Annotated in this window: 22 protein-coding genes and 1 pseudogene; 15 read left to right on the forward strand and 8 right to left on the reverse strand. The window is 43.1% G+C overall.

The features are described 5' to 3' along the window. Positions 1-125: 125 nt before the first annotated feature. The 4 genes from CI597_RS12795 to CI597_RS12810 all read right to left on the reverse strand — a co-directional run bounded on the left by CI597_RS12795 (position 126) and on the right by CI597_RS12810 (position 2,007). Complete coding sequence (locus CI597_RS12795) at positions 126-677, reverse strand: cysteine hydrolase family protein (RefSeq protein WP_024729187.1); 552 nt, start codon at positions 675-677, stop codon at positions 126-128. 98 nt (positions 678-775) lie between these two features. Then, complete coding sequence (locus CI597_RS12800; RefSeq protein WP_024729188.1) at positions 776-1,135, reverse strand: winged helix-turn-helix transcriptional regulator; 360 nt, start codon at positions 1,133-1,135, stop codon at positions 776-778. Between the two features lie 310 nt (positions 1,136-1,445). Further along, complete coding sequence (locus CI597_RS12805; protein WP_024729189.1) at positions 1,446-1,751, reverse strand: type II toxin-antitoxin system RelE/ParE family toxin; 306 nt, start codon at positions 1,749-1,751, stop codon at positions 1,446-1,448. After that, positions 1,741-2,007 carry a type II toxin-antitoxin system prevent-host-death family antitoxin gene (locus tag CI597_RS12810; RefSeq protein ID WP_024729190.1) on the reverse strand — a complete coding sequence of 89 codons (267 nt, stop codon included), beginning with the start codon at positions 2,005-2,007 and terminating at the stop codon, positions 1,741-1,743. Before CI597_RS12810 ends, CI597_RS12805 begins: the two co-directional genes overlap by 11 nt. Before the next feature lie 221 nt (positions 2,008-2,228). On the opposite strand from CI597_RS12810, the gene CI597_RS12815 reads away from it, so the two are divergent. The 5 genes from CI597_RS12815 (at position 2,229) to CI597_RS12835 (ending at position 7,346) form a co-directional block, all read left to right on the forward strand. After that, complete coding sequence (locus CI597_RS12815) at positions 2,229-2,771, forward strand: NADH peroxidase (RefSeq protein WP_024729191.1); 543 nt, start codon at positions 2,229-2,231, stop codon at positions 2,769-2,771. 113 nt (positions 2,772-2,884) lie between these two features. After that, a complete protein-coding gene (locus CI597_RS12820; RefSeq protein WP_235824626.1) occupies positions 2,885-3,400 on the forward strand; it encodes a hypothetical protein in 516 nt (171 codons plus the stop codon). Positions 3,401-3,458: 58 nt separating this feature from the next. Then, the gene (locus CI597_RS12825; protein WP_024729193.1) at positions 3,459-4,013 is read left to right on the forward strand and encodes a LemA family protein; all 555 of its coding nucleotides are present in this window, start codon (positions 3,459-3,461) and stop codon (positions 4,011-4,013) included. A 23-nt stretch (positions 4,014-4,036) separates the two neighbouring features. Continuing rightward, the gene (locus CI597_RS12830) at positions 4,037-6,004 is read left to right on the forward strand and encodes a DUF2207 domain-containing protein (RefSeq protein ID WP_024729194.1); all 1,968 of its coding nucleotides are present in this window, start codon (positions 4,037-4,039) and stop codon (positions 6,002-6,004) included. Between the two features lie 25 nt (positions 6,005-6,029). After that, the gene (locus tag CI597_RS12835; protein ID WP_024729195.1) at positions 6,030-7,346 is read left to right on the forward strand and encodes an ATP-binding protein; all 1,317 of its coding nucleotides are present in this window, start codon (positions 6,030-6,032) and stop codon (positions 7,344-7,346) included. A 230-nt stretch (positions 7,347-7,576) separates the two neighbouring features. Here the strand turns inward: CI597_RS12835 and CI597_RS18655 are convergent, their stop codons facing one another. The 3 genes and pseudogenes from CI597_RS18655 to CI597_RS12845 form a co-directional block, all read right to left on the reverse strand. After that, a complete protein-coding gene (locus CI597_RS18655) occupies positions 7,577-7,768 on the reverse strand; it encodes a hypothetical protein (protein ID WP_235824627.1) in 192 nt (63 codons plus the stop codon). Positions 7,769-7,793: 25 nt separating this feature from the next. Then, a pseudogene (locus CI597_RS19755) lies at positions 7,794-7,982 on the reverse strand (HD-GYP domain-containing protein); the annotation flags it as partial. A 478-nt stretch (positions 7,983-8,460) separates the two neighbouring features. Then, positions 8,461-9,306: a polysaccharide deacetylase family protein gene (locus CI597_RS12845; protein ID WP_024729196.1), complete on the reverse strand. Its 846-nt coding sequence runs from the start codon at positions 9,304-9,306 to the stop codon at positions 8,461-8,463. A gap of 264 nt (positions 9,307-9,570) precedes the next feature. Between CI597_RS12845 and glgX the strand changes: the two genes are divergently transcribed. The 4 genes from glgX (at position 9,571) to CI597_RS12865 (ending at position 16,071) form a co-directional block, all read left to right on the forward strand. Further along, a complete protein-coding gene (gene glgX, locus CI597_RS12850) occupies positions 9,571-11,682 on the forward strand; it encodes a glycogen debranching protein GlgX (protein ID WP_024729197.1) in 2,112 nt (703 codons plus the stop codon). A gap of 33 nt (positions 11,683-11,715) precedes the next feature. Next, on the forward strand, positions 11,716-12,579 hold the full coding sequence (locus tag CI597_RS12855; RefSeq protein WP_024729198.1) for a class I SAM-dependent methyltransferase: 864 nt from the start codon (positions 11,716-11,718) through the stop codon (positions 12,577-12,579). A 160-nt stretch (positions 12,580-12,739) separates the two neighbouring features. Continuing rightward, positions 12,740-13,744 (forward strand): rod shape-determining protein, encoded by a 1,005-nt coding sequence (locus CI597_RS12860; RefSeq protein ID WP_006568322.1) that lies wholly within the window; start codon positions 12,740-12,742, stop codon positions 13,742-13,744. 104 nt (positions 13,745-13,848) lie between these two features. Continuing rightward, entirely contained in the window at positions 13,849-16,071 is a 2,223-nt protein-coding gene (locus CI597_RS12865) for an ATP-dependent RecD-like DNA helicase (RefSeq protein ID WP_024729199.1), read from the forward strand. A gap of 34 nt (positions 16,072-16,105) precedes the next feature. On the opposite strand, the gene CI597_RS12870 is transcribed toward CI597_RS12865, so the two are convergent. After that, a complete protein-coding gene (locus CI597_RS12870; RefSeq protein ID WP_024729200.1) occupies positions 16,106-16,741 on the reverse strand; it encodes a DJ-1/PfpI family protein in 636 nt (211 codons plus the stop codon). A gap of 107 nt (positions 16,742-16,848) precedes the next feature. Here CI597_RS12870 and CI597_RS12875 point away from each other — a divergent pair, with 107 nt between their 5' ends. The 6 genes from CI597_RS12875 to CI597_RS12900 form a co-directional block, all read left to right on the forward strand. Then, on the forward strand, positions 16,849-17,781 hold the full coding sequence (locus CI597_RS12875) for a helix-turn-helix transcriptional regulator (protein ID WP_009290063.1): 933 nt from the start codon (positions 16,849-16,851) through the stop codon (positions 17,779-17,781). Between the two features lie 324 nt (positions 17,782-18,105). Then, on the forward strand, positions 18,106-18,351 hold the full coding sequence (locus tag CI597_RS17980) for a hypothetical protein (RefSeq protein ID WP_024729201.1): 246 nt from the start codon (positions 18,106-18,108) through the stop codon (positions 18,349-18,351). Continuing rightward, on the forward strand, positions 18,332-18,658 hold the full coding sequence (locus tag CI597_RS12885; protein WP_024729202.1) for a hypothetical protein: 327 nt from the start codon (positions 18,332-18,334) through the stop codon (positions 18,656-18,658). Before CI597_RS17980 ends, CI597_RS12885 begins: the two co-directional genes overlap by 20 nt. Before the next feature lie 424 nt (positions 18,659-19,082). Beyond that, positions 19,083-20,048, forward strand: coding sequence for a sugar-binding transcriptional regulator (locus CI597_RS12890; protein ID WP_024729203.1), 966 nt, complete (start codon positions 19,083-19,085; stop codon positions 20,046-20,048). Positions 20,049-20,067: 19 nt separating this feature from the next. Beyond that, the gene (locus tag CI597_RS12895) at positions 20,068-20,475 is read left to right on the forward strand and encodes a transcriptional regulator GutM (RefSeq protein WP_024729204.1); all 408 of its coding nucleotides are present in this window, start codon (positions 20,068-20,070) and stop codon (positions 20,473-20,475) included. 178 nt (positions 20,476-20,653) lie between these two features. Next, on the forward strand, positions 20,654-20,837 hold a 184-nt coding region (locus CI597_RS12900; protein WP_301331488.1), incomplete at its 3' end, for a PTS glucitol/sorbitol transporter subunit IIC.

Below are 20,837 nucleotides of genomic sequence, written 5' to 3' on the forward strand. Positions count from 1 at the left end.
AGAGAGGATTAAAATATATGAAAAACTATATTTAAAGTATATCAGAATCCTTTCGAGATACAATGTATAGAAAATAAACAATTATAAACGAAATATAAACAAATCTTAGAAAATTCTTAGGGAACTTATTTTGTATACATATTGTAATATTCTTCGCTTGTCATTACATCTGCAAACTTCTCATTTAAGGAGGCCATATAAACATTATGAACGGTATCGGCAGACAGAACTGATCCGTTCCAGTTTAAATCTTTTGCTGCACATGTATCTGAAAGAAGAGTTACATGATATCCATAATCCTTTGCAGCACGTACTGTTGTGTCCACACACATGTGCGTCATCATTCCGCATATGACGAGATCCGTGATTCCTGCATCGCTGAGTTCTTTTTGTAAGTCTGTCTTATAGAAACTATTGGGATAATTCTTAACAATAATTTTTTCACTTTCAAGTGGAGTAATTGAATCGTGGATACATGACCCGAGTGTTTCCGGAATAAAAAAATTTGCATTTGAATCAGATAAATGCTGAACATAAAATACGGGCAGGTTTTCAGCCCTGAATGACCGGAGCAGCCTTTTGATCGTATTTAATGCCTCATCTGGATGAACCAGCTCACATTTTCCGCCTGCAAAATAATCATTCTGCACATCGATAATCAATAATGCTTTTTTCATTCTAACATATCCTTTCTGTAATGAAATTAGTTGTTACAGAAAAGAATAAAAGAAAGATATGAGAAAGTAAATTACTTACTTTTTCGTATATACAATATTTAATAAGGGATACCTTTTCTGTCCAGTGAATCCTTCATGCCATGGTGAAGCATATGATCGATTCCGATTTCCTGCATGATCTTTACAGCAGCAAGCATTTTTTCACCCTGTTCTGTTAAATAGTATTCCACTCTGAGGGGATATCCCTCAAATGTTTTTTTAGTTACTAATTCAAACTGCTTCAACTCATTTAATTGTTCTAAAAGCATTTTTTGAGTAATACCTTCAATGCCGCGGTGAAGTTCAGAAAAAGAACACTTTCCTTTTCTTAGCTGGAAAATAATTATAGTTTTCCATTTGCCTCTTATCATGTCGTGGACAAGTTCTAAAGGACAGGTATAATTCTCTCTAAGTTTCATTTTATCATCCTCCATTATAAAGAGAATAACATAGAACAAGGGTGTTTAAAACAGCTGATACTGGTCAGTTGTCTTAAAACACCCTTGTCCTATGTTTAATGAAAAGAGAGGATTAAAAATATATATGAAAAACTATTATACCAGGCAGGGAATACATCCGGTAATTATGTACCCTGCAGGATTAAGGCATGTTTAAAGTATATCAGAATCAATACTTAATTCAATGTATAGAAGATAAACATTTCTAAATGAAGTATAAACAAACCTTAGAGAAATCTTATGAAACAAAAGAAAAAAGGCTTATCCTTCTTTAATAAAAAAGTTTTGTATACTCCGTTTGTGTATCTGCAATATGATAAATATATATGATGTCTTTCATCTGCCGATAGATTGCTATATGTTTTTTACAGATCACCATTCTGTATACTTTTTCATTCAGCCAGGTATCGGGAGTTACAGATCCTGAATTGGGGAATTCCGACAGGCGTTCTATGGTGTCTAAAATGTGTTCGCTTACCTTTAGTGCTGTTTCTGAGTCAAACTGTATAAGATAATAATCCTCTATTTTTTTCAGGTCTTCCCATGCAGTCGGAAGAATTTCAATTTTACATTTCATTTGCCCGCTCCTGCAGTTTTTTTCTTGCCTCTGAAACACTGAGTGTTTTTTCTCCCTCAATTCGTTCCTGTTCTGCCTGAAGAACTTTTGCCCGCAGCTGTAAAATCTGATCTCTCTTCTCAAAAGCAGCAATGTCCATGAGAACCAAATCTCCTTCGCCATTTTTGGTTATATATATCGGCTCCTTGGTTTCTTTTGCAAGTTTTGAAATAGTAGTATAGTCATTTCGCAATGATGCGGATGCTTTGATGATCATTTTTCTACACCTCTCTTATATACATATTTTTATATAATTATATCAATATAATGATATAAAGTAAAGGGCGTTAAAAATTTTAAAAAAACCGTTGACAGATAAAAAAACAAATGATATTATTATCTCAACAAGAAAACAATAACAATTACTGTTATTAAAAAATCTTGGACAGAAAATAAAAAAAACAAAACATAGAATCAAAAGAAAAGGAGATCATTATTATGAAGAAATGGGTTTGTACAGTATGCGGTTACGTTCACGAGGGAGATACTCCACCGGAGAAATGTCCTACATGCGGAGTTCCGGCAGAGAAGTTCAAAGAGCAGACAGGAGACAGAGAGTGGGCTGCTGAGCATGTAGTCGGAGTGGCACAGGGAGCCAGCGAAGACATCATGACAGATTTAAGAGCAAACTTTGAAGGAGAATGCTCCGAAGTAGGCATGTATCTTGCGATGAGCCGTGTAGCACACAGAGAAGGATATCCAGAAATCGGATTATACTGGGAAAAAGCTGCACTGGAAGAAGCAGAGCATGCATCAAAATTTGCCGAACTGCTCGGAGAAGTCGTGACAGACAGCACAAAGAAAAACCTTGAGATGAGAGTAGAAGCAGAAAATGGGGCGACAGCAGGTAAGTTTGACCTTGCAAAAAGAGCGAAGGCAGCAAACTTAGACGCAATCCATGACACCGTACATGAGATGGCAAGGGATGAAGCCCGCCATGGAAAAGCTTTTGAAGGATTACTGAAGAGATACTTCGGATAGACCTTAAGTATTTCCCACAGCCAGATCAAAGGCTGTAAAAAAGAAATTCATACACTTTTCTTGATCATACACCTCTATTTCATATGAGAAGCCGGGAGCATTCCCGGCTTCTTTTGCACATAAATGAATCTTACAGCATACCCTATGAATATGCTGCGTCGTTTGCGCTGAAAGATGCGCACTACGCGCCGGGATGTTTTCCGTCTGTTCAGGATGGGTATACTAAAGATAAAGATCCGAAACAGCTAAGCAAAACGAATTATGAGGTGAAGATTGAGATGTTAAATGAAGAAAAGATTTGTTCAAGAATGGTAGAAATGGCAAACCGCTCAGACGGAAAGAAAGGACTTTACTGTATTTGCAGCCATATGGGCTGGGCAGGCTTCCTTTCAGACGGCGGCAGGGTTGAAATTCCATTGGAAGGAATACCGGGACATATTAAAACAGACAGCATTAGGATTGATCGGAGAATACCCGGGGAATGGCTGCACAACTACCGGGTTTCAGCAGAAAAAATTTGTTTTTCCAATTATATTCCCGGGGAGGTAATGCTGAAAACAGACGACCGGATGGGAAGAGAAAAGAGTATTGTGCTGCATGTGAAGATCCACAGGGACAGAATGTCATAGTTCCCTGCAAAGATATTTAGTGGTATACTGGTATCAAACATAAAAGGAGGAAAAGAGAATGATAGCATTGATAGTTATATTAGTAATTGCTGCAGTATTGGTGATCTGGCTGATCAGTTCGTATAACGGGTTTATTACCCTGAGAAATAAGACAGAGGAGGCATACTCTGCGATGGATGTATCCCTGAAAAAGCGGTATGATTTAATCCCAAATTATGTGGAAACCGTTAAGGGTTATGCAAAACATGAGGCGGGGACGCTGGAAAAGGTAGTGTCAGCCAGAAATATGGCCATGGGAGCTTCAGATCCGGAAGAAAGGCTTGCCAATGAAAATGTACTTACCGGCGCACTGCGTTCTTTATTTGCGGTCGCGGAAGCTTATCCGGATTTGAAAGCAAACCAGAATTTTATACAGCTTCAGGATCAGCTTCAGAGGATCGAAGAAGAGATCGCAGGTTCCAGAAGATATTACAACGGAGTTGTCAACAAGTACAATACCAAGGCAGAGATGTTCCCTGGAAATATTGTGGCAGGTATTTTTAAATTCACAAGAAAACCATTGTATGAGATCAGCGATGAGGCTGAGCGTGAGAATGTAAAAGTATCGTTCTAGTGCTCTGACGCAGGGAGGTCATTATGAAAAAATTATGGGGCTCCGGCTTCATCGCAGTTGTCCTGCTGGTCCTGTGTATAGGGGCAGGATCTGCACTGGAAAGCATATCAGGGCTGTCTCCGTCCAGTGTGGAGTCAGACCCTTACATGTATACAAAGCAGTTTGAGACAAAGGTTGTGGTTGGAAACGACGGTTCCTATGACATTACAGAAAAAATAAACGTGAGATTCATGGAAGACCGTCATGGCATTTACCGCTATATCCCAAGAAAAGGGACCATAGCTTCCTATGATAAAAAGGGGAAGATTCAGAAAACACCTTTCTATGCTTCTGTAAAACTGCTCCGTGCCAATGAAACTGTGGATGAGAGCAGTGAAAACGGCAGCAGTGTCTTCCGGTTTGGAGACGAAGACAAGACAGTGAGGGAAGGGATTTATAAGTTTGAATACCTTCTCAGCCCGAAATTCCAGCAGAAAAGTTATGATAACATCTACTATAATATTTTTCCGACACAGTGGCAGAACCAGATTCCGGCAGGGAGCAGGTTTACCATCCAGTTTCCGAAAAAGTTTGATATGGACCGGCTGAAGTTTTACTGTGGGGAATATGGATCGACAAAAGAGGCCGGAGATATTCTGTCGCTGGAAAAAGACGAAAAAAATCTTACAGTGACAGGGACTTTGAAGAAAAGTCTTCCACTTGGTTCCGGTCTTACCTGCTTTGCAGAAATGGATGCCGGATATTTCAGCGGGAACCAGCAGCTCACTGCAGTCCCATGGATAATATTAATTCCATCGGTGATCATATTCGCAGTTGTCCTCTGTATGTTCCTTATGTTCGGCAGGGATGAAAAAATTATTCCATCGATCCAGTATCAGCCGCCGGAGGGACTTGACAGTGCCGGAGTGGGCTACATCATCGATGGAAAAGTTCAGGACAAGGAAATGCTCTCCCTGATTCTTTACTGGGCAGACAGGGGCTACCTCACCATTGAAGAAAAGAAAGGGAAGCTTACCTTCCATAGAAAGTCGGATCTTGAAGCTTCGGCGCCGGCATACCAGAGGATTATGTTTGACGACTTATTCAACGGTAAGGATGATGTAAAGATTGACGATCTGAAATATAAATATGCGGATACTCTTAATGTGGCAAAAAGTAAACTCATCCGGTATTTCGGAAGAGAAAAGCATTTTAGTATTTATACATCGGCTTCAAAAGCGGCAAGAGGGATCTCAATGGTGCTTGCGGCTCTTCCTTTGGGATTATTTATGGCCGTTACAAGTGTTTATTCGTATACGGGGATCGCAAGGATCATCGTTCAGACCATTTTATGGATGTTGTTGTTCGGTGGGATGATCTTATTTACAGCCGCGGTGGACAGCTGGTATGCCAAAAGCAGGGACAGCAGGAGGCTGTGGGTATTCTGGGGTCTTGCTTTAAGTTTTCTGTCTGCGGCAGCTTACACAGGAAGCTATGTTGTAAGAGTCAGAAATGGAGAGATTTTCAGCTATATCTGGGTCCTGGCCGCAGTGCTTGTTATGACCGGCGGAATGATCCTGATGACCGGATTTATGAAAAAGAGAACCCATCAGTGTATTGAGTGGATGGGGTATTTGGCGGGACTCCGTGATTTCATTGAGACCGCGGAGCTGGACAGAATGAAAATGCTGGCAAAAGATCAGCCGCAGATGTTTTATCACATCATGCCGTATGCCTATGTATTCGGTCTTTCCGATGTGTTTGCTGAGAAATTAAAAGATCTCGGTCTGTCTGCGCCTGACTGGTATGAAACAGACCGGCAGTTTACATTTTTTGATTATTATATCTTTAACCGGTGTTTAATGGGAAGTATGGCCCATGTGACGAATACTCTTTCCGTGCCGGAACCCCCGAAAACATCATCCGGAAGCGGAGGCTTCGGAGGAGGCTCCTTTGGCGGAGGGGGATTCTCCGGGGGCGGTTTCGGCGGAGGCGGAGGCGGAAGCTGGTAGAAGAAAATGAAAGGTGGAGGAACAAGTGTATAAAAATGTTTCAAAGTTATTGATCTATGGTGATATGGAGCCTGACTCCATTCTGATGCAGCTCAGTGATATTTTCCGCTGCATGGATGAGAAAAGCCAGACGAAGGAAGTTTTGACGACCAGGGTTTTCAGGCAGATCAAACGTATCCTTCAGGTGGCGACAGACTATGGATTCGATGAGAACCTCTGGCATAACTACCTGACATTTCTGCTGATCACCAATGAAAATCCATTCAGCATTACCTGTGAAAAGGTAGGCGCCAGAGAAGGAAGCGTGAATTATTTTGCGGAAAATGATTTCCGGGCATTTAAGGAGCTGTTTGACTATGACTTTTCGAAGATTGAAGAATATCTGGGAGTGGACTGCTTCAGCCGTCTTTCTGACTATAAAGCGATTGGAAAGCCGGAGCTTATGTATAACAAAAATGTCAGCGAGAAAGTCCGGGCGCTGAGCCGGGAGTTGGAGCAGACGAGCGATGAACATGAATATTTCCGGGTAGTCACAAACTTTTATAAGGCTTACGGCGTGGGAATGTTCGGACTTAATAAGGCTTTCAGGATCGAGGAAAAAGCCGGAGGGGGCATTACATTCCGCGCAATCAACAATATGGATAAGGTGACTCTGTCCGATCTGGTCGGATATGAGATCCAGAAGAAGAAGCTGGTCGATAACACGGAAGCCTTTGTCCAGGGGCGCAAGGCGAACAATGTGCTGCTGTTCGGAGACAGCGGTACCGGTAAATCTACCAGTATCAAGGCCATTGTCAATCAGTATTATGACCAGGGCCTGAGGATGATCGAGATATACAAGCATCAGTTTAAAGATTTGTCCAATGTGATCGCACAGATCAAAAACCGGAATTATCGTTTTATTATTTACATGGACGATCTGTCTTTTGAAGAGTTTGAGGTAGAATATAAATTCTTAAAGGCAGTTATTGAAGGCGGCGTGGAGACAAAGCCGGAAAATATCCTGATCTATGCTACATCCAACAGGAGGCATCTGATCAAGGAGACTTGGAGCGACCGGGATGATGTGAAGAATGAAAACGGTATGCACAAGTCCGATACGATGGAAGAGAAATTGTCTCTGGTAAACAGGTTCGGTGTAACAATAAGCTACTCTAAGCCTACTCAGAAGGAATACTTCAACATTGTGATACAGCTTGCAAGAAAAGAAGGGATCACGATGCCGGATGAGGAACTGCAAAAAGAGGCCAACAAATGGGAACTGTCCCACGGGGGAATATCCGGAAGGACGGCACAGCAGTTTGTGAATTATCTGATGGGAATTGAAAAGAGTGAAACCTGATAGGATAGAAGAGGGGCCATGCAATGATTTTGCTGCATGGCCCCTTTTGTAGACACAGCATTTTTTAGAGAAGATGGAATTTCATACCCGTCAAGTTGTTTTTGTTTACAATGCTTCCACGCTTCAGATTTTAAAGGCCTCTCTGGCCTGCTTGGAACACCTTCTTCCGACGGTGAGAATAATACCGGTGTGCCCTGTGGGAATACTTTTTCAGGAAGACGGCATCATCATCACATAAGATGATTCTCATAATCAGGCACCTCCATCTGATCTGCAATTTCTAAAAACGTGTCTACAATGTCGGGGTCAAACTGTGTGCCGCGGTTATTTTTCAGTTCCTGCAGTGCAATTTCCGGGTCCATTCCTTTTCGGTAGCACCGGGTGGCAGTCATAGCGCTCGTGGTGATATAGTGTCCCTTCACAGAGTCCGGGAAGCATTTTAATATCCTTTAGGATGTGAGCACCGACAATGGTATGGTTTTTCATCATTTCATATTCTTCTGGAGTCAGTTTGTCCTGTTTTTTCAAAATAGCATCTGGAACGCCTATTTTTCCTACATCATGTAGTAATGCAATAAAATATACGTTCTCACAGTCGTCTTCTGTCTGATCACCTGTACCGGAAGTTAAAAAGATTACTGATAGGAATCTTTCAGGAGCATCATGACCTGGTTCAGGACAGTCTTGCTGTCATCAATGATCAATATTTTGTGCATGGGGCATATCCTTTCATAAACAGTTATATATCAGTGTGGAGTAACGGTTCAGATCACTGTATTCAAAATTATCGTAAGCAGTTTTCAAACAGCCAAGAAGATGCTGCATTTCATGTGGATAACAATAACGGTCAAGGACGGAGATGGCCTCGGAAGCCTTCACGAAAGGAATCACCGTAGGCAAAGGCCATTTTGTCATCAGTGCCAATCAGATTTATAAGTTTAAGAAGAATCAGAGATAGAAAATGCGGGCTGTATCCTGTTATAATCAATCTGTAATTAATCATCAGCTGAGGAAGGACAGCTCCAAATTTTTTTCCTCAAAAATGAAATAAACTCCTTTTGCAGAAGAGCCGTCCGGCAGACCGGGCGGCTCTTCTGGCAATTCAAAGTACATTTTATTTCTTATACCGATACACATCATTGGCACTCACCACAACATCTCCCGGATGCAGGGTGATATTTCTCGCTTCTAAGAGCTCCGATACCGTACACACCTGAAAGCCTTTCTTTTCAAGCTTAGGGAGTACCTTTTTCACAGCTTCCGCCGTAGGAGCATGAATGTCATGCATCAGGATGATATCTCCATCCCTGGCCTGCTTTAAAATGGCATCAGCGGTCTTATCTGCATTCAGTGTTTTCCAGTCCAGAGTATCAATACTCCACAGGATCAGCGGATCTTTGACCGTATTTTTGACGGTTCTGTTAATAGACCCGTAAGGCGGCCTTAAAAGTCCTACATCAGATCCGGTGACAGAAGCAATGGCTTCATTCATCCGTGACATCTGTTTTTTTACACCCTTTTTACCGAGCTTTGTGAGCAGAGGATGGTTCCAGGAGTGTCCGGCGACTTCATTGCCTGATTCCTCAACTTTTTTTACAAGGTCAGGATAATATTTTGCATTCTGGCCAAGCATAAAAAAGGTAGCCCTTGCATTGTTTTTATCCAGGGCTTTGAGTATTTTCTCCGTATTTTTTCTGGAAGGTCCGTCATCGAATGAAAATGCAATGAGTTTTTTCTCGGGATTGACTCGTTTGGGAAGAAAGGGGAAATCACCCAGATTAAATTGTGTAATTTCGCGGAGAATCTTCCGGCTCTTTTGAATCTCTCCATTGGCAGCCGAGGATTCCTGAAGAGAACTTGTCTCTTTACTGGTCCTGAACAGGTAGATGCCCTGAAAAACAATGATTGACAGCATTAAGATCAGCACTGCAGTTTGTCCTTTGTTTAATCCTTTTTTCATTTGTGCCTCCTATCCATACATAGTATTTCCGTTTTCCAGCAATCCTTGACAAAAGAACATGGAAAGGCAGGGTGAAATTACAAGCTATAATTTATTGTATGTGAACAGATCTGAATATATAATGAGTTTTTTTCATTGTTTTTGGGCGGAAGCTTCTGTTTGGAAGATTACATGGAACAAGAAAAATTTGTGTTATAATAAATATCATATTGTGAGAATTTTTGAATAACCCTTATTTGACGGAGTATAAAGGAGATGGTCTTTATGGACATCAAGAGAATCGGAGAGGCGGGACAGCTCAGATCGATGGATGTGGTAAACGGATTTGAGGTCCGTCCGGGGTTTTACTTACAGAACGGCGCCACAGCGATCGAAGGAGGCGTGAGTTTCACCGTACATACGAAAAACGGGACTGCATGTACATTAGTTTTATATGAAAGAAAGGCAAAGGAACCTTTCGCTGAAATACCGTTTCCGGAAAATTACCGGATCGGAAATGTTTACTCGATGATCGTTTTCGGCCTGGATATCCGGAAAATCGAATACAATTACAGAGTTGACGGACCGAAGGATTTAAAAAAGGGACTCTTGTTTGACAAGGAGCGGTATCTTTTAGACCCTTACGCAAAAGCCGTCACAGGTCAGAGCAACTGGGGAGAAAAACCCGAGTACAGCAGGGACTGCTACCGGGCCAGAGTCGTCTCCAATGACTTTGACTGGGGAAGAGCCAGGAGAAAACCTGCGGATATGCGGGACCTTATCATCTATGAGCTTCACACCAGGGGATTTACAAAACACCATACGTCAGATGTAAAACATCCGGGTACCTTTGACGGGATCAGGGAAAAGATTCCCTATCTGAAGGATCTGGGTATCAATGCTGTGGAACTGATGCCTATTTTTGAATTTGACGAGACGAGGGATACCAGGTATGTCAATGGAAAGAAACTTCTGGACTACTGGGGTTACAATCCTGTGAGTTTTTTTGCGCCGAATACAAGCTACAGCTCGGAGAAAGAATTTAACAGAGAGGGTACAGAGCTTAAATACCTGATCCGGGAACTTCATGACAATGATATCGAAGTGATCCTGGATGTGGTGTTCAACCACACGGCGGAGGGAAATGAGAACGGTCCGTTCATATCTTTTAAAGGATTTGACAACAATATATATTATATGCTTACGCCGGACGGAAAATATTATAATTTCAGCGGCTGCGGCAATACACTGAACTGTAACCACCCGGTCGTTCAGAATATGATCCTGGACTGTTTAAGGTATTGGGTGACGGATTACCGGATCGACGGATTCCGGTTTGATCTGGCGTCTATTCTCGGAAGAAGTGAGGACGGTTCACCCTTAAGCAAGCCTCCGCTTTTGGAAAGGCTGGCATTTGACCCGATCCTAGGCCGTGTGAAATTAATCGCAGAGGCATGGGATGCCGCGGGTCTTTATCAGGTGGGTACGTTCCCGTCATGGAACCGGTGGTCTGAGTGGAACGGCAGATACAGGGACGATATGAGAAGATTCCTGAAAGGAGATCCGGGCCTTGTGAAAGCCGCGGCCCAGAGGATGAGCGGCTCCAGGGATATCTATGACAGGGAGAGCCGCGGCGATACAGCTTCGGTAAATTTTATTACCTGCCATGACGGATTCACTATGTGGGATCTTTATTCCTATAATGAAAAACACAATCTGGATAACGGATGGGACAATACAGACGGAGACAACAATAATAACAGCTGGAACTGCGGTGCAGAAGGGTGGACTGACCGGCAGGATGTGATAAGGCTCAGGAAAAAGCTTGTGAGAAATGCTTTTGCGGCGCTGATGACCAGCCAGGGTGTCCCGATGATGTATGCGGGGGATGAATTTTTAAATACCCAGTACGGCAATAACAATGCCTACTGTCAGGATAATGAAATCTCGTGGCTGAATTGGGATCTGCTTTTGGAAAATCATAAGATCTCTCAGTTTGTCAAAGAGATGATCCGGTTCAGAAAAAAACATCCGGTGTTAAGATCCAGAGGGAAGAATGCGCTGTGCGGACTGCCCTCGGTCAGCTTTCACGGAGAAGAGCCGTGGAAGTTTAAGGAGGATTACGAAAACCACCTTCTGGGCGTCCTGTTTGCCGGGAGAGAAAAAGATAGTGACACAGATGACATTGTTTATGTTATGATGAATATGCATTGGGAGCCGCATACCGTGAGGCTTCCGGAACTTCCACTGGATTATTTCTGGGAGATTTTTTCAGACACGGCCGACGAGCCGAAAAACGGCCGGCTGCCCGGAGGGGAGATCCGGCTGGAAGAGCGGAGTATTATCATATTAGAAGGGAACCAAATGGGACGGAAGGGAAATGTCATCTGTCTCTAAAGATAAAGTTTAAGTAAAGGAAGAGAATGTAAGATGTGGATTGCAGATCAGTGGAACGATTATGAAGTTTTAGATACTTCTTGTGGTGAAAAATTAGAAAGATGGGGAGACTATTATTTAGTACGGCCGGACCCTCAGGTTTTATGGCAGACACCAAAGAAGTTAAAGCAGTGGAAGAAGCCCAACGGACATTATCACAGGAGCAGCAAAGGCGGCGGACAGTGGGAGTTCTTTGATCTCCCGAAGACCTGGGATATCAGGTACAGGGAGCTTATATTTCATTTGCAGCCATTCAGTTTTAAACACACAGGAGTTTTTCCGGAGCAGGCGGTGAACTGGGATTGGTTTTCAGATAAGATCAGAAAGGCCGGGCGCCCTGTGAAGGTGCTGAACCTGTTTGCCTACACAGGAGGCGCGACATTAGCGGCAGCCGCAGCCGGGGCAGCCGTCACCCATGTGGACGCTTCCAAAGGCATGGTAAACTGGGCAAAGGAGAATGCCCAGGCTTGCGGCCTGAAAGACAAACCAATCCGATGGCTGGTGGACGACTGTGTGAAATTTGTAGAGAGGGAGATCCGCCGGGGGAACCACTACGATGGGATCATCATGGACCCTCCGTCATACGGCCGGGGACCGAAAGGAGAGATCTGGAAGATCGAGGAGAAGATTTTTCCGCTTGTTCAGCTTTGTACAAAGATTTTGTCGAAAAACCCCTTATTTTTTCTGATCAATTCTTATACGACCGGACTTCAGCCGGCTGTGCTTTCCTATATGCTGGGAACGGAAGTCAAATCAAAGTTCGGCGGGAAAGTGACGGCAGATGAGATCGGGCTGCCGGTTTCTTCAAATGGCCTTGTTCTGCCATGTGGAGCCTCAGGCAGATGGGAATCGGTATAGATATTTCAGAAATCTTAATTTTTGCTGAATTTTGTTGGAATACGTAAAAAACAATTGAAATTTTTCTAACTTTGTTTATAATTAAAAAGAGCGTGTATACGAATAATTGACATTTAACATAATGATAATAATAGAAAATTCGAAAGGGGAATTTTGAAACATGGCAGGTTCAGATATCGGAATTGATTTAGGTACGGCCAGTGTCCTGGTTTACGCAAAGGGCAAAGGAGTCGTTTTAAAAGAGCCATCCGTAGTGGCATTTGACAGAGATACAAACAAGATCAAGGCAATCGGGGAAGAAGCCCGTCTGATGCTGGGAAGAACACCGGGGAATATCGTGGCAGTGCGTCCGCTGCGCCAGGGTGTGATTTCTGACTATACAGTGACAGAAAAGATGTTAAGCTACTTCATCAACCGCACCGTCGGAAAGTCTATCTTCGGACGGAAGCCGCGCATCAGCGTGTGTGTGCCAAGCGGTGCCACAGAAGTAGAGAAAAAGGCAGTTGAGGATGCGACCTATCAGGCAGGTGCAAGGGAAGTATCCATTATTGAAGAACCTGTTGCGGCAGCCATCGGCGCTGGAATTGATATCGCAAAGCCATGCGGAAATATGATTGTTGACATCGGAGGAGGAACAGCCGATATCGCCGTTATTTCCCTTGGAGGCGTTGTTGTCAGCACTTCCATCAAAGTTGCCGGAGATGATTTTGATGAGGCAATCGTGCGCTACATGCGCAAAAAACATAACTTACTGATCGGTGAGCGTACTGCTGAGGACATTAAGATCAACATCGGTACAGTCTACAAACGTCCGGAAAATGCAACGATGGATGTCCGCGGAAGAAACCTTGTGACAGGACTTCCAAAGACCGTTACCGTTACATCCGAAGAGACAGAAGAGGCTTTAAGAGAGCCTGCTTACCAGATCGTAGACGCTGTTCACAATGTACTGGAGAGAACTCCGCCTGAGCTTGCGGCCGATATCTCAGACCGCGGGATCGTTCTGACCGGAGGAGGATCTCTGATTCAGGGTCTGGAAGAACTGATCGAATCTAAGACAGGAATTAACACGATGACAGCAGAAGATCCTCTGACAGCAGTTGCCATCGGAACGGGAAAATACATTGAATTTTTATCCGGAGAAGACAAAAAGGGCGAGAAATAATCACTTAGTTTTTCAGCACTTTTTTATGCCGGAAGAGGACAACCAGGGTATTTTATCCTGGTTGTTTTGTTACGCCGGGCGTTTGGATAAAGGAGGGGAGAAGCATGGGACGGATTTCCGGATATGTTGACCATGTCCGTTTTCGGAATGAAGACAATGGATATACGGTTCTGAGTCTTGATATGGACGGCGATGAGGAGACTGTGGTCGGTGTGTTCCAATTTCTGCACGAAGGCGAGTATATGGAACTGGAAGGTGAATATGTGGAGCATCCGGTACATGGACCCCAGTTTCAGATGACTTCTTATGAGGTTACTATGCCGGATGACATTCAGAGCATGGAACGGTACTTGGGTTCCGGGGCCATCAAAGGGGTTGGCCCTGCGATTGCCAAGAGGATTGTCAAAAAGTTTAAGATGGATACCTTCCGCATCATTGAGGAGGAACCGGAGAGGCTTGCAGAGGTAAAAGGAGTCACTGAAAAGAGAGCACGCAGCATTGCAGTGGAGTTTTCCGAGAAGCAGGAAATGCGTCAGGCCATGATGTTTCTGTCCGACTATGGAATTACCACCAATCTGGCGGTGAAGATTTTTAAGGAATACGGTGATAAGCTGTACGGCGTAATTCAGAATAATCCTTATCAGATGGCGGATGATATAGAAGGCGTAGGATTTAAGATTGCTGATGAGATCGCCAGACAGGTAGGCATCGGCAGCAGTTCGGATTACCGGATCATATCGGGCATTTTTTATACCCTGATGCAGGGCCTTGCGTCGGGGCACATCTATCTGCCCAAAGAAATCCTTTTAAGAAATACTTCAAGGATGCTTGAGGTGGAAGAGGAGATGATTGAACCTCATCTTTTGGACATGATGATAGAGAAAAAGATCATAATAAAGGAAGAAGAGGACCAGACAAGAATTTACGGGGCGGCCCAGTATTATCTGGAACTTAACACGGCCAGGATGCTGTGTGATCTCAATATGACTTACGATGTGTCTGTTTCCGAGGTGAGGACCATGATCGCAAAGATTGAAGACGGTCTTCAGATCACCTTTGCGGAGAAACAGAAAGAAGCCATAGAAGCTGTTGCCGAAAATGGAGTCGTGATTCTGACCGGAGGACCGGGAACGGGAAAGACAACTACGATCAACGGAATGATCCGCTACTTTGAGTCTGAAACTCTGGATATCAGACTCGTGGCCCCCACAGGGAGGGCGGCAAAGCGGATGACAGAGGCTACCGGATATGAGGCAACCACCATCCACAGGCTGTTGGAACTGAACGGGGATTCCAGCAGCGGGGACAGCATGAAGTTTGAACGAAATGCCGCTAATCCTGTTGAAACCGATGTGATCATCGTGGATGAGATGTCCATGGTGGATATTTTTCTGATGAATTCCCTTTTAAGCGCTGCGGTTCCGGGTACAAGGTTTGTGTTCGTCGGAGATGCCAACCAGCTTCCTTCCGTCGGCCCGGGAAATGTGCTGAAGGATATGATCGCTTCGGGATCTTTTAAGGTGGTGGAATTAAATCAGATCTTCCGGCAGGATGAAGCCAGTCACATTGTAAGCAATGCCCACAGGATCAATGAGGGGAAGTCTATTGAGCTCGATAACAAGAGCAGGGACTTTTTCTTCCTTGAGAGAGAGAGGCTCGGAGATATTTTAGGTGTTCTGGTATACCTGGTGAGAGATAAGCTGCCCGCTTATGTAAATGCCAAGCCGTATGATATCCAGGTGCTGACCCCTATGCGCAAGGGGGAACTGGGCGTCGATAAGCTCAACGAAGTTCTTCAGGAATATCTGAATCCTCCGGCGAAGGAAAAGCAGGAGAAACAGGCGGTCTCCTGTCTGTTCCGGGAGGGTGACAAGGTCATGCAGATCAAGAACAATTACCAGATGGAGTGGGAAGTAAAGAATGAGAAGGGATTTACCGTGGAAGAGGGCAAAGGTGTCTTCAACGGCGATATCGGACGGATCACAAGGATCAATGACTACACGGAGAAAGTCACCGTAGTCTTTGACGACATCAGAGTGGCGGAATACTCTTATTCCATGCTGGATGAGCTGGAACTGGCCTATGCGGTGACGATCCACAAGTCACAGGGAAGTGAGTATCCGGCAGTGGTCATGCCGCTGCTTACGGGACCGAGAGTTTTGTTTAACAGAAATCTTCTCTACACTGGAGTAACCCGTGCAAAACAGTGTATTACGATGGTGGGCCGGAAGTCAACAGTACAGCAGATGATCGAGAACGTAAATGAACAGAAGAGATATTCGACGCTTTGTCAGAGGATCAATGAACAGGAAGAACTGATGCCTTAGGTGCCTCGGTTCTTTTTGATCTTTAATACTGATATCATCCTTTTTCAGACGGCAAAGTCTGCATAAGTGCAAAGAAATATTGAGGTTCACCGGTACTGAAGTATTTGTACCACGATTCCAATGTGTCTGATTGAAAAACATCTAAATACTCAATAATGTGTTTTGTCCACAACAAAGCCCCGGTGCAGCTTGCAGTAATAAGGTTGTTTTCTGCTACTGATGGCTTGTCTATATAAAAACTTTGTCCGTTATAATCAGGAGAAACCATTTCAAGAAATCCCGGCCCGTTACTGGTATGCGGACGCTGATCTAATAGCCCAAAGTTGGCAAGCGCTGCAGTAGCCCCGCAAATTGCACATACCGCAGCACCTAAAGTAAGAAATTCACTTGCTTTCTCGATGACAGCGACATGCTTTGGGTCGTTCCATGTATCTGCTCCCGGCAAGAGCAACATACTTGTTTTACTCACAACAATATCATTAATTAAGCAATCCGGCACGATGGTCAGCCCGCCCATTGTATGGATTGGTTCCCTAGAATAGCTGACCATTTTAAGCGATACATGTTGCGCGCCCTTTTTGAAAAATCTTCCGGAATTAAGCTCCGAAATAACATGTCCCAGTTCCCAGTCGGCTAAAGTATCAAGAACATAAACATAAATTGTAAACATAAATTTCCTCCATTTTCATTGTTTCATTGATTTGTTTGCTTCATCATTGTACTATGTAATTGTTGACAGCATTATGGCCATAATCTAAATCGAAAGGCGATTATTAAATGAAAGTAGACAGACTGGTCAGTATTATTATGATACTCCTTGATAAAAAACGTATAGGCGCACAGGCGTTAGCAGATATGTTTGAAGTTTCACCCCGCACAATCTACCGCGACATAGACGCTATTAACATGGCGGGGATTCCTGTTCGCGGGGCATCAGGAGTAGGCGGCGGCTTTGAAATCATGCCGGAATACAAGATTGATAAAAAGGTCTTTTCTACTGCTGACCTTTCCGCTCTTCTGATGGGGCTTTCCAGTCTTTCCAATATAGTCCGGGGTGATGAACTGGTGCATGCTCTTGCGAAAGTAAAAAGTTTTATCCCTGCCGACAGAGCGAAAGATATTGAATTAAAATTAAATCAAATATGTATAGATTTAAGTCCATGGCTGGGTAACAGCAACATACAAACATATTTAGAAATTATCAAATCAGCTTTGCAGGAAAATAAACTACTTTCGTTTGAATATATAGCCCACCGCGGAAAAAGCACCACGCGAACAGTTGAGCCGTATCAGCTTGTAATGAAAAGCAGTCATTGGTATTTACAAGGATATTGCCATAAAAGAAAAGATTTTCGTTTATTCAGACTATCTCGTATGTCAAACCTACAAATGCAAGAGGAAACTTTCGCACTTCGAGATTATCAAAAACCAATTTTAGACTTTACAGATACGTTGGAGACTTTGCAAACAGAAATCAAAATCCGAATTCATAAATCTGTGATGGATAGAGTGCTTGATTTTTGCTCTTATGAAGACTTTTCACCAGCCGGTGAAGAGCATTACATTGTCAGTTTTCCCTTCATAGAGAACGAATACTACTACGATATTCTTTTAAGTTTCGGGGATAAATGCGAGTGTTTAGAGCCATCACATATCCGCGAAGAAATGAAACGCAGAATTCATGACATAGCTGCCTTGTATCAAAACTAAGATAAAAATTAAATAAATTTAATTAAGAGATTTATGAAAAAATCCTGTCAACAGGCGTTTCAGATGTTGGCAGGATTTTTTCATAGGAAAGTTCTACGACCTTCCCTATGAAATAAAAACGCTCCGCGGGTTGTGCACAGATGCGTAAGGAAATTATTTGCCTGCGGCAAATTGCATCTGGCACGCAAAGTTGTCAGGCCCCTCAAAGATTGAGGGGTTGGGGAGTTGAAGTGGGCTTGCCCACTTTGTTCATGTGTCGATATGATGTATAATGAAATGGATATATTAGGAAGACAGCAAAAGATATAGGGGAGGTAGCGGACAATGGGGATTCTCGATGTTTTATTGTCATCTGCTGTGATTGTAGCATTGATAGAATACATTTCTAAAAATAAGTCTAATAATATTCAATACATTACCAGTGCCAGAAGTGAGTGGAGAAAAGACATGAAACAGACAGCCTGTAATCTGTATCAGGCAGACAGAGAACATATTGGAGATGTGTTTGCAGAGCTAAAGGTCAATTTAAATGGATATGGATTCCTCGTCAGTGAAAGTTATTACAAATAACAGTATCGGGCGCAGCATGATTGAAGCGGTACAGATGATCTACGGTGACTGCCCGAATATTGCCTGCATAGGACTGAAACTTTCTTGTATCTCCGATTATGATCGAATGTGCGGAAAACTGGTGGAGACGGTCAACTGTGCAGACTGGGCTTTTTTCGCAAAGAACGGGGGAGATGGTAAGAAGGGGTGTTTCCATAATATGTTTATCAATACGGTTATGACGGACGAGGATCTGCAGTATACTTTTGACGTGGCGGATGAGGCATTTAAAATTGTTACAAAAAAATATCCTGAGATATTAATTTAGAAAACATCTGTAACTGAACATACGGATCAATGATGAAAAAAACCGGGATTTGCTCACCGGTTTTTTTGTTTTTAAGAATGGAAGCATTTTCTGAATAGAGAAATTCCTAGACTTGGCAAGTGAAAAAGTCAGGAGAATTAAACAAAAAAAGATCGAAAAAAGGTTAAAAAATTAACATAGTTACCAGAGGCTGTATACAATCACTTGAATTATTTGTATAAAATACTGTACAATTATATCTGTGATTTTTTTAACGATTTTTTAGAACAAATGTAAAAGCTTATGTTTCAAAAAAGTCTACTTCGACATTTGTTCAACGAAATTGCATTGATAAAGATTTAAGATTTTGATAGAGTTATTGCATGATAATTAATACAATCTATGGCATCATGGGATGGACATTAATACAAACAGGAGAAAACATATGAAAAAGATAGTGGATGATTGGAGATTGATTTACAAATGCTGCAGCTTATATTATGAAGATGATATGAAGCAGCAGGATATCAGCGATTACCTTGGGATTTCCAGAGCAACGGTTTCAAGAATGCTTCAGAAAGGCAAGGAAAGCGGGATCGTAAGAGTCGAAGTCATCAATCCGGTACAGTTTTCGTATGGCAAGCTGGAAAAGGCATTGGAACGGAAATATGGTTTAAAGGAAGTTGTGGTAGTGGAAAGCAGCCCGCTGGACACAAAGACAGATTCGATTTCCAGGCTGTATGAGAAGGCGGCACTGTTTCTTTCACAGTATTTTAAGGACGGGGATTACATAGGTGTTTCTATGGGATTCACCCTGCACAACGTAGCCCGCACCAACCGTGCATTTTCTAAGGAGAATCACTATATGTTTGTCCCGATCCTCGGTGGAGTAAGCCAGGGAACCGTTTCCAAAGTAGACGTGCAGGCCAACCAGATCGCAAAGGAATTTGCAAAGAAATTCGGCGGGACTTACACCCAGTTCCTTACACCTGCGGTTTTTTCTGAACGGAAGGTCATGGAGTACTTTTTGAAAGAGAAATCTGTGAACTATATCTTTGAAGACTTCAAGAAGCTGGACACTATTGTCATGGGAGTGGGTATCCCGGAAAGCGGAGGCTCCACGCTCATTCAGGCGGGTTATCTGACCAAGGAGGAGATGGATCAGTATGTTAAGCAGGGAGTTGCAGGGGACATTGCCCTTCAGTTCTTTGACAAAGAAGGGAATGCGGAACCGTTTCAGCAGTTTAATGAGAGAGTTGCAGGAATGACATTTCCTATGATCAAAAAGATCAGAAACCGTATTGCCATCGCAGGCGGAGCCAACCGGGCCGAAGCCGTAAAGGGAGCCATACGCGGAGGATATGTCAATATGCTGATCACAAATAACGAATGTGCTGAGAAGCTGTTATGAGAAAGGGGTACATTTAAAGATGCAGGGAATTTCGGTGTTTTTATTAGTTATCTTTGTATTGTTTGTTGTTCAGGCTGTCGGAGGATATTTTCAGGTGAAGGATTACCGCAGGGCGGTGAGGAGAGTTCATCAGCTTGGAAACGTCGGGATCGGCCAGAAGAAGGGAAGATTTCTCTCGGGGAATATTGTAATGATCGCGTGCGACAGCAGTGGGATCATCACAGGCGGAGAAATCATGGAGGGACTAAGTTTTCTCACGAAGTTTAAGCCCATTTCCAAAATTCTCGATAAGGAGATGGTAGGGACGAGTATTTATGAGCACCTGGATGTATTCCGGGGAATGGATAAGAAAAGAAGAAAATATTACAAAGGATATATCCGGGCACTGGAGGCTCTGGATATGCGGCTTCAGGGAACGACCCTTTAGTATTACTTTGGAATATATATATAGACTGACAAGATTGCAAAAAGAAGACTGACTGAACTTGTTTTGAGGGCCCAAAAGCATGTTTTAGATTGGTTTTTCTTTTTTGGAAATTTTGTCTGACAATATTTTATATATATAGGAAAAATTGATATATTTCAATTAAGAAGGAGGAGAAAATATGGAAATCATATCTAACGCTGCCAACGGATTTATTAAGCTATTCCAGGAGGGCGGTACCACATTTATGGGATGGGTTACCGGAATCATCCCGCTGGTTGTCTGCCTGATGACAGCCGTTAACTCAGTGATCAAGCTGATCGGAGAGGAGAGGGTGGAACGCTTCGCACAGAAGCTGACCAGAT

The organism is Anaerostipes hominis (ex Lee et al. 2021) (assembly GCF_002270485.1).
Classification (GTDB): domain Bacteria; phylum Bacillota; class Clostridia; order Lachnospirales; family Lachnospiraceae; genus Anaerostipes; species Anaerostipes hominis.

Bases quoted from the DNA above. Each gene is read 5' to 3' on its own strand.
- CI597_RS12875 (WP_009290063.1), top strand. From the start codon at position 16,849: ATGAAAGTAGACAGACTGGTCAGTATTATTATGATACTCCTTGATAAA.
- CI597_RS12800 (WP_024729188.1), bottom strand. From the start codon at position 1,135: ATGAAACTTAGAGAGAATTATACCTGTCCTTTAGAACTTGTCCACGAC.
- CI597_RS12855 (WP_024729198.1), top strand. From the start codon at position 11,716: ATGTGGATTGCAGATCAGTGGAACGATTATGAAGTTTTAGATACTTCT.
- CI597_RS12865 (WP_024729199.1), top strand. From the start codon at position 13,849: ATGGGACGGATTTCCGGATATGTTGACCATGTCCGTTTTCGGAATGAA.
- CI597_RS12860 (WP_006568322.1), top strand. From the start codon at position 12,740: ATGGCAGGTTCAGATATCGGAATTGATTTAGGTACGGCCAGTGTCCTG.
- CI597_RS12870 (WP_024729200.1), bottom strand. From the start codon at position 16,741: ATGTTTACAATTTATGTTTATGTTCTTGATACTTTAGCCGACTGGGAA.
- CI597_RS12810 (WP_024729190.1), bottom strand. From the start codon at position 2,007: ATGATCATCAAAGCATCCGCATCATTGCGAAATGACTATACTACTATT.
- CI597_RS12890 (WP_024729203.1), top strand. From the start codon at position 19,083: ATGAAAAAGATAGTGGATGATTGGAGATTGATTTACAAATGCTGCAGC.
- CI597_RS12830 (WP_024729194.1), top strand. From the start codon at position 4,037: ATGAAAAAATTATGGGGCTCCGGCTTCATCGCAGTTGTCCTGCTGGTC.
- CI597_RS12815 (WP_024729191.1), top strand. From the start codon at position 2,229: ATGAAGAAATGGGTTTGTACAGTATGCGGTTACGTTCACGAGGGAGAT.
- glgX (WP_024729197.1), top strand. From the start codon at position 9,571: ATGGACATCAAGAGAATCGGAGAGGCGGGACAGCTCAGATCGATGGAT.
- CI597_RS12895 (WP_024729204.1), top strand. From the start codon at position 20,068: ATGCAGGGAATTTCGGTGTTTTTATTAGTTATCTTTGTATTGTTTGTT.
- CI597_RS12845 (WP_024729196.1), bottom strand. From the start codon at position 9,306: ATGAAAAAAGGATTAAACAAAGGACAAACTGCAGTGCTGATCTTAATG.
- CI597_RS17980 (WP_024729201.1), top strand. From the start codon at position 18,106: ATGGGGATTCTCGATGTTTTATTGTCATCTGCTGTGATTGTAGCATTG.
- CI597_RS12795 (WP_024729187.1), bottom strand. From the start codon at position 677: ATGAAAAAAGCATTATTGATTATCGATGTGCAGAATGATTATTTTGCA.
- CI597_RS12825 (WP_024729193.1), top strand. From the start codon at position 3,459: ATGATAGCATTGATAGTTATATTAGTAATTGCTGCAGTATTGGTGATC.
- CI597_RS12805 (WP_024729189.1), bottom strand. From the start codon at position 1,751: ATGAAATGTAAAATTGAAATTCTTCCGACTGCATGGGAAGACCTGAAA.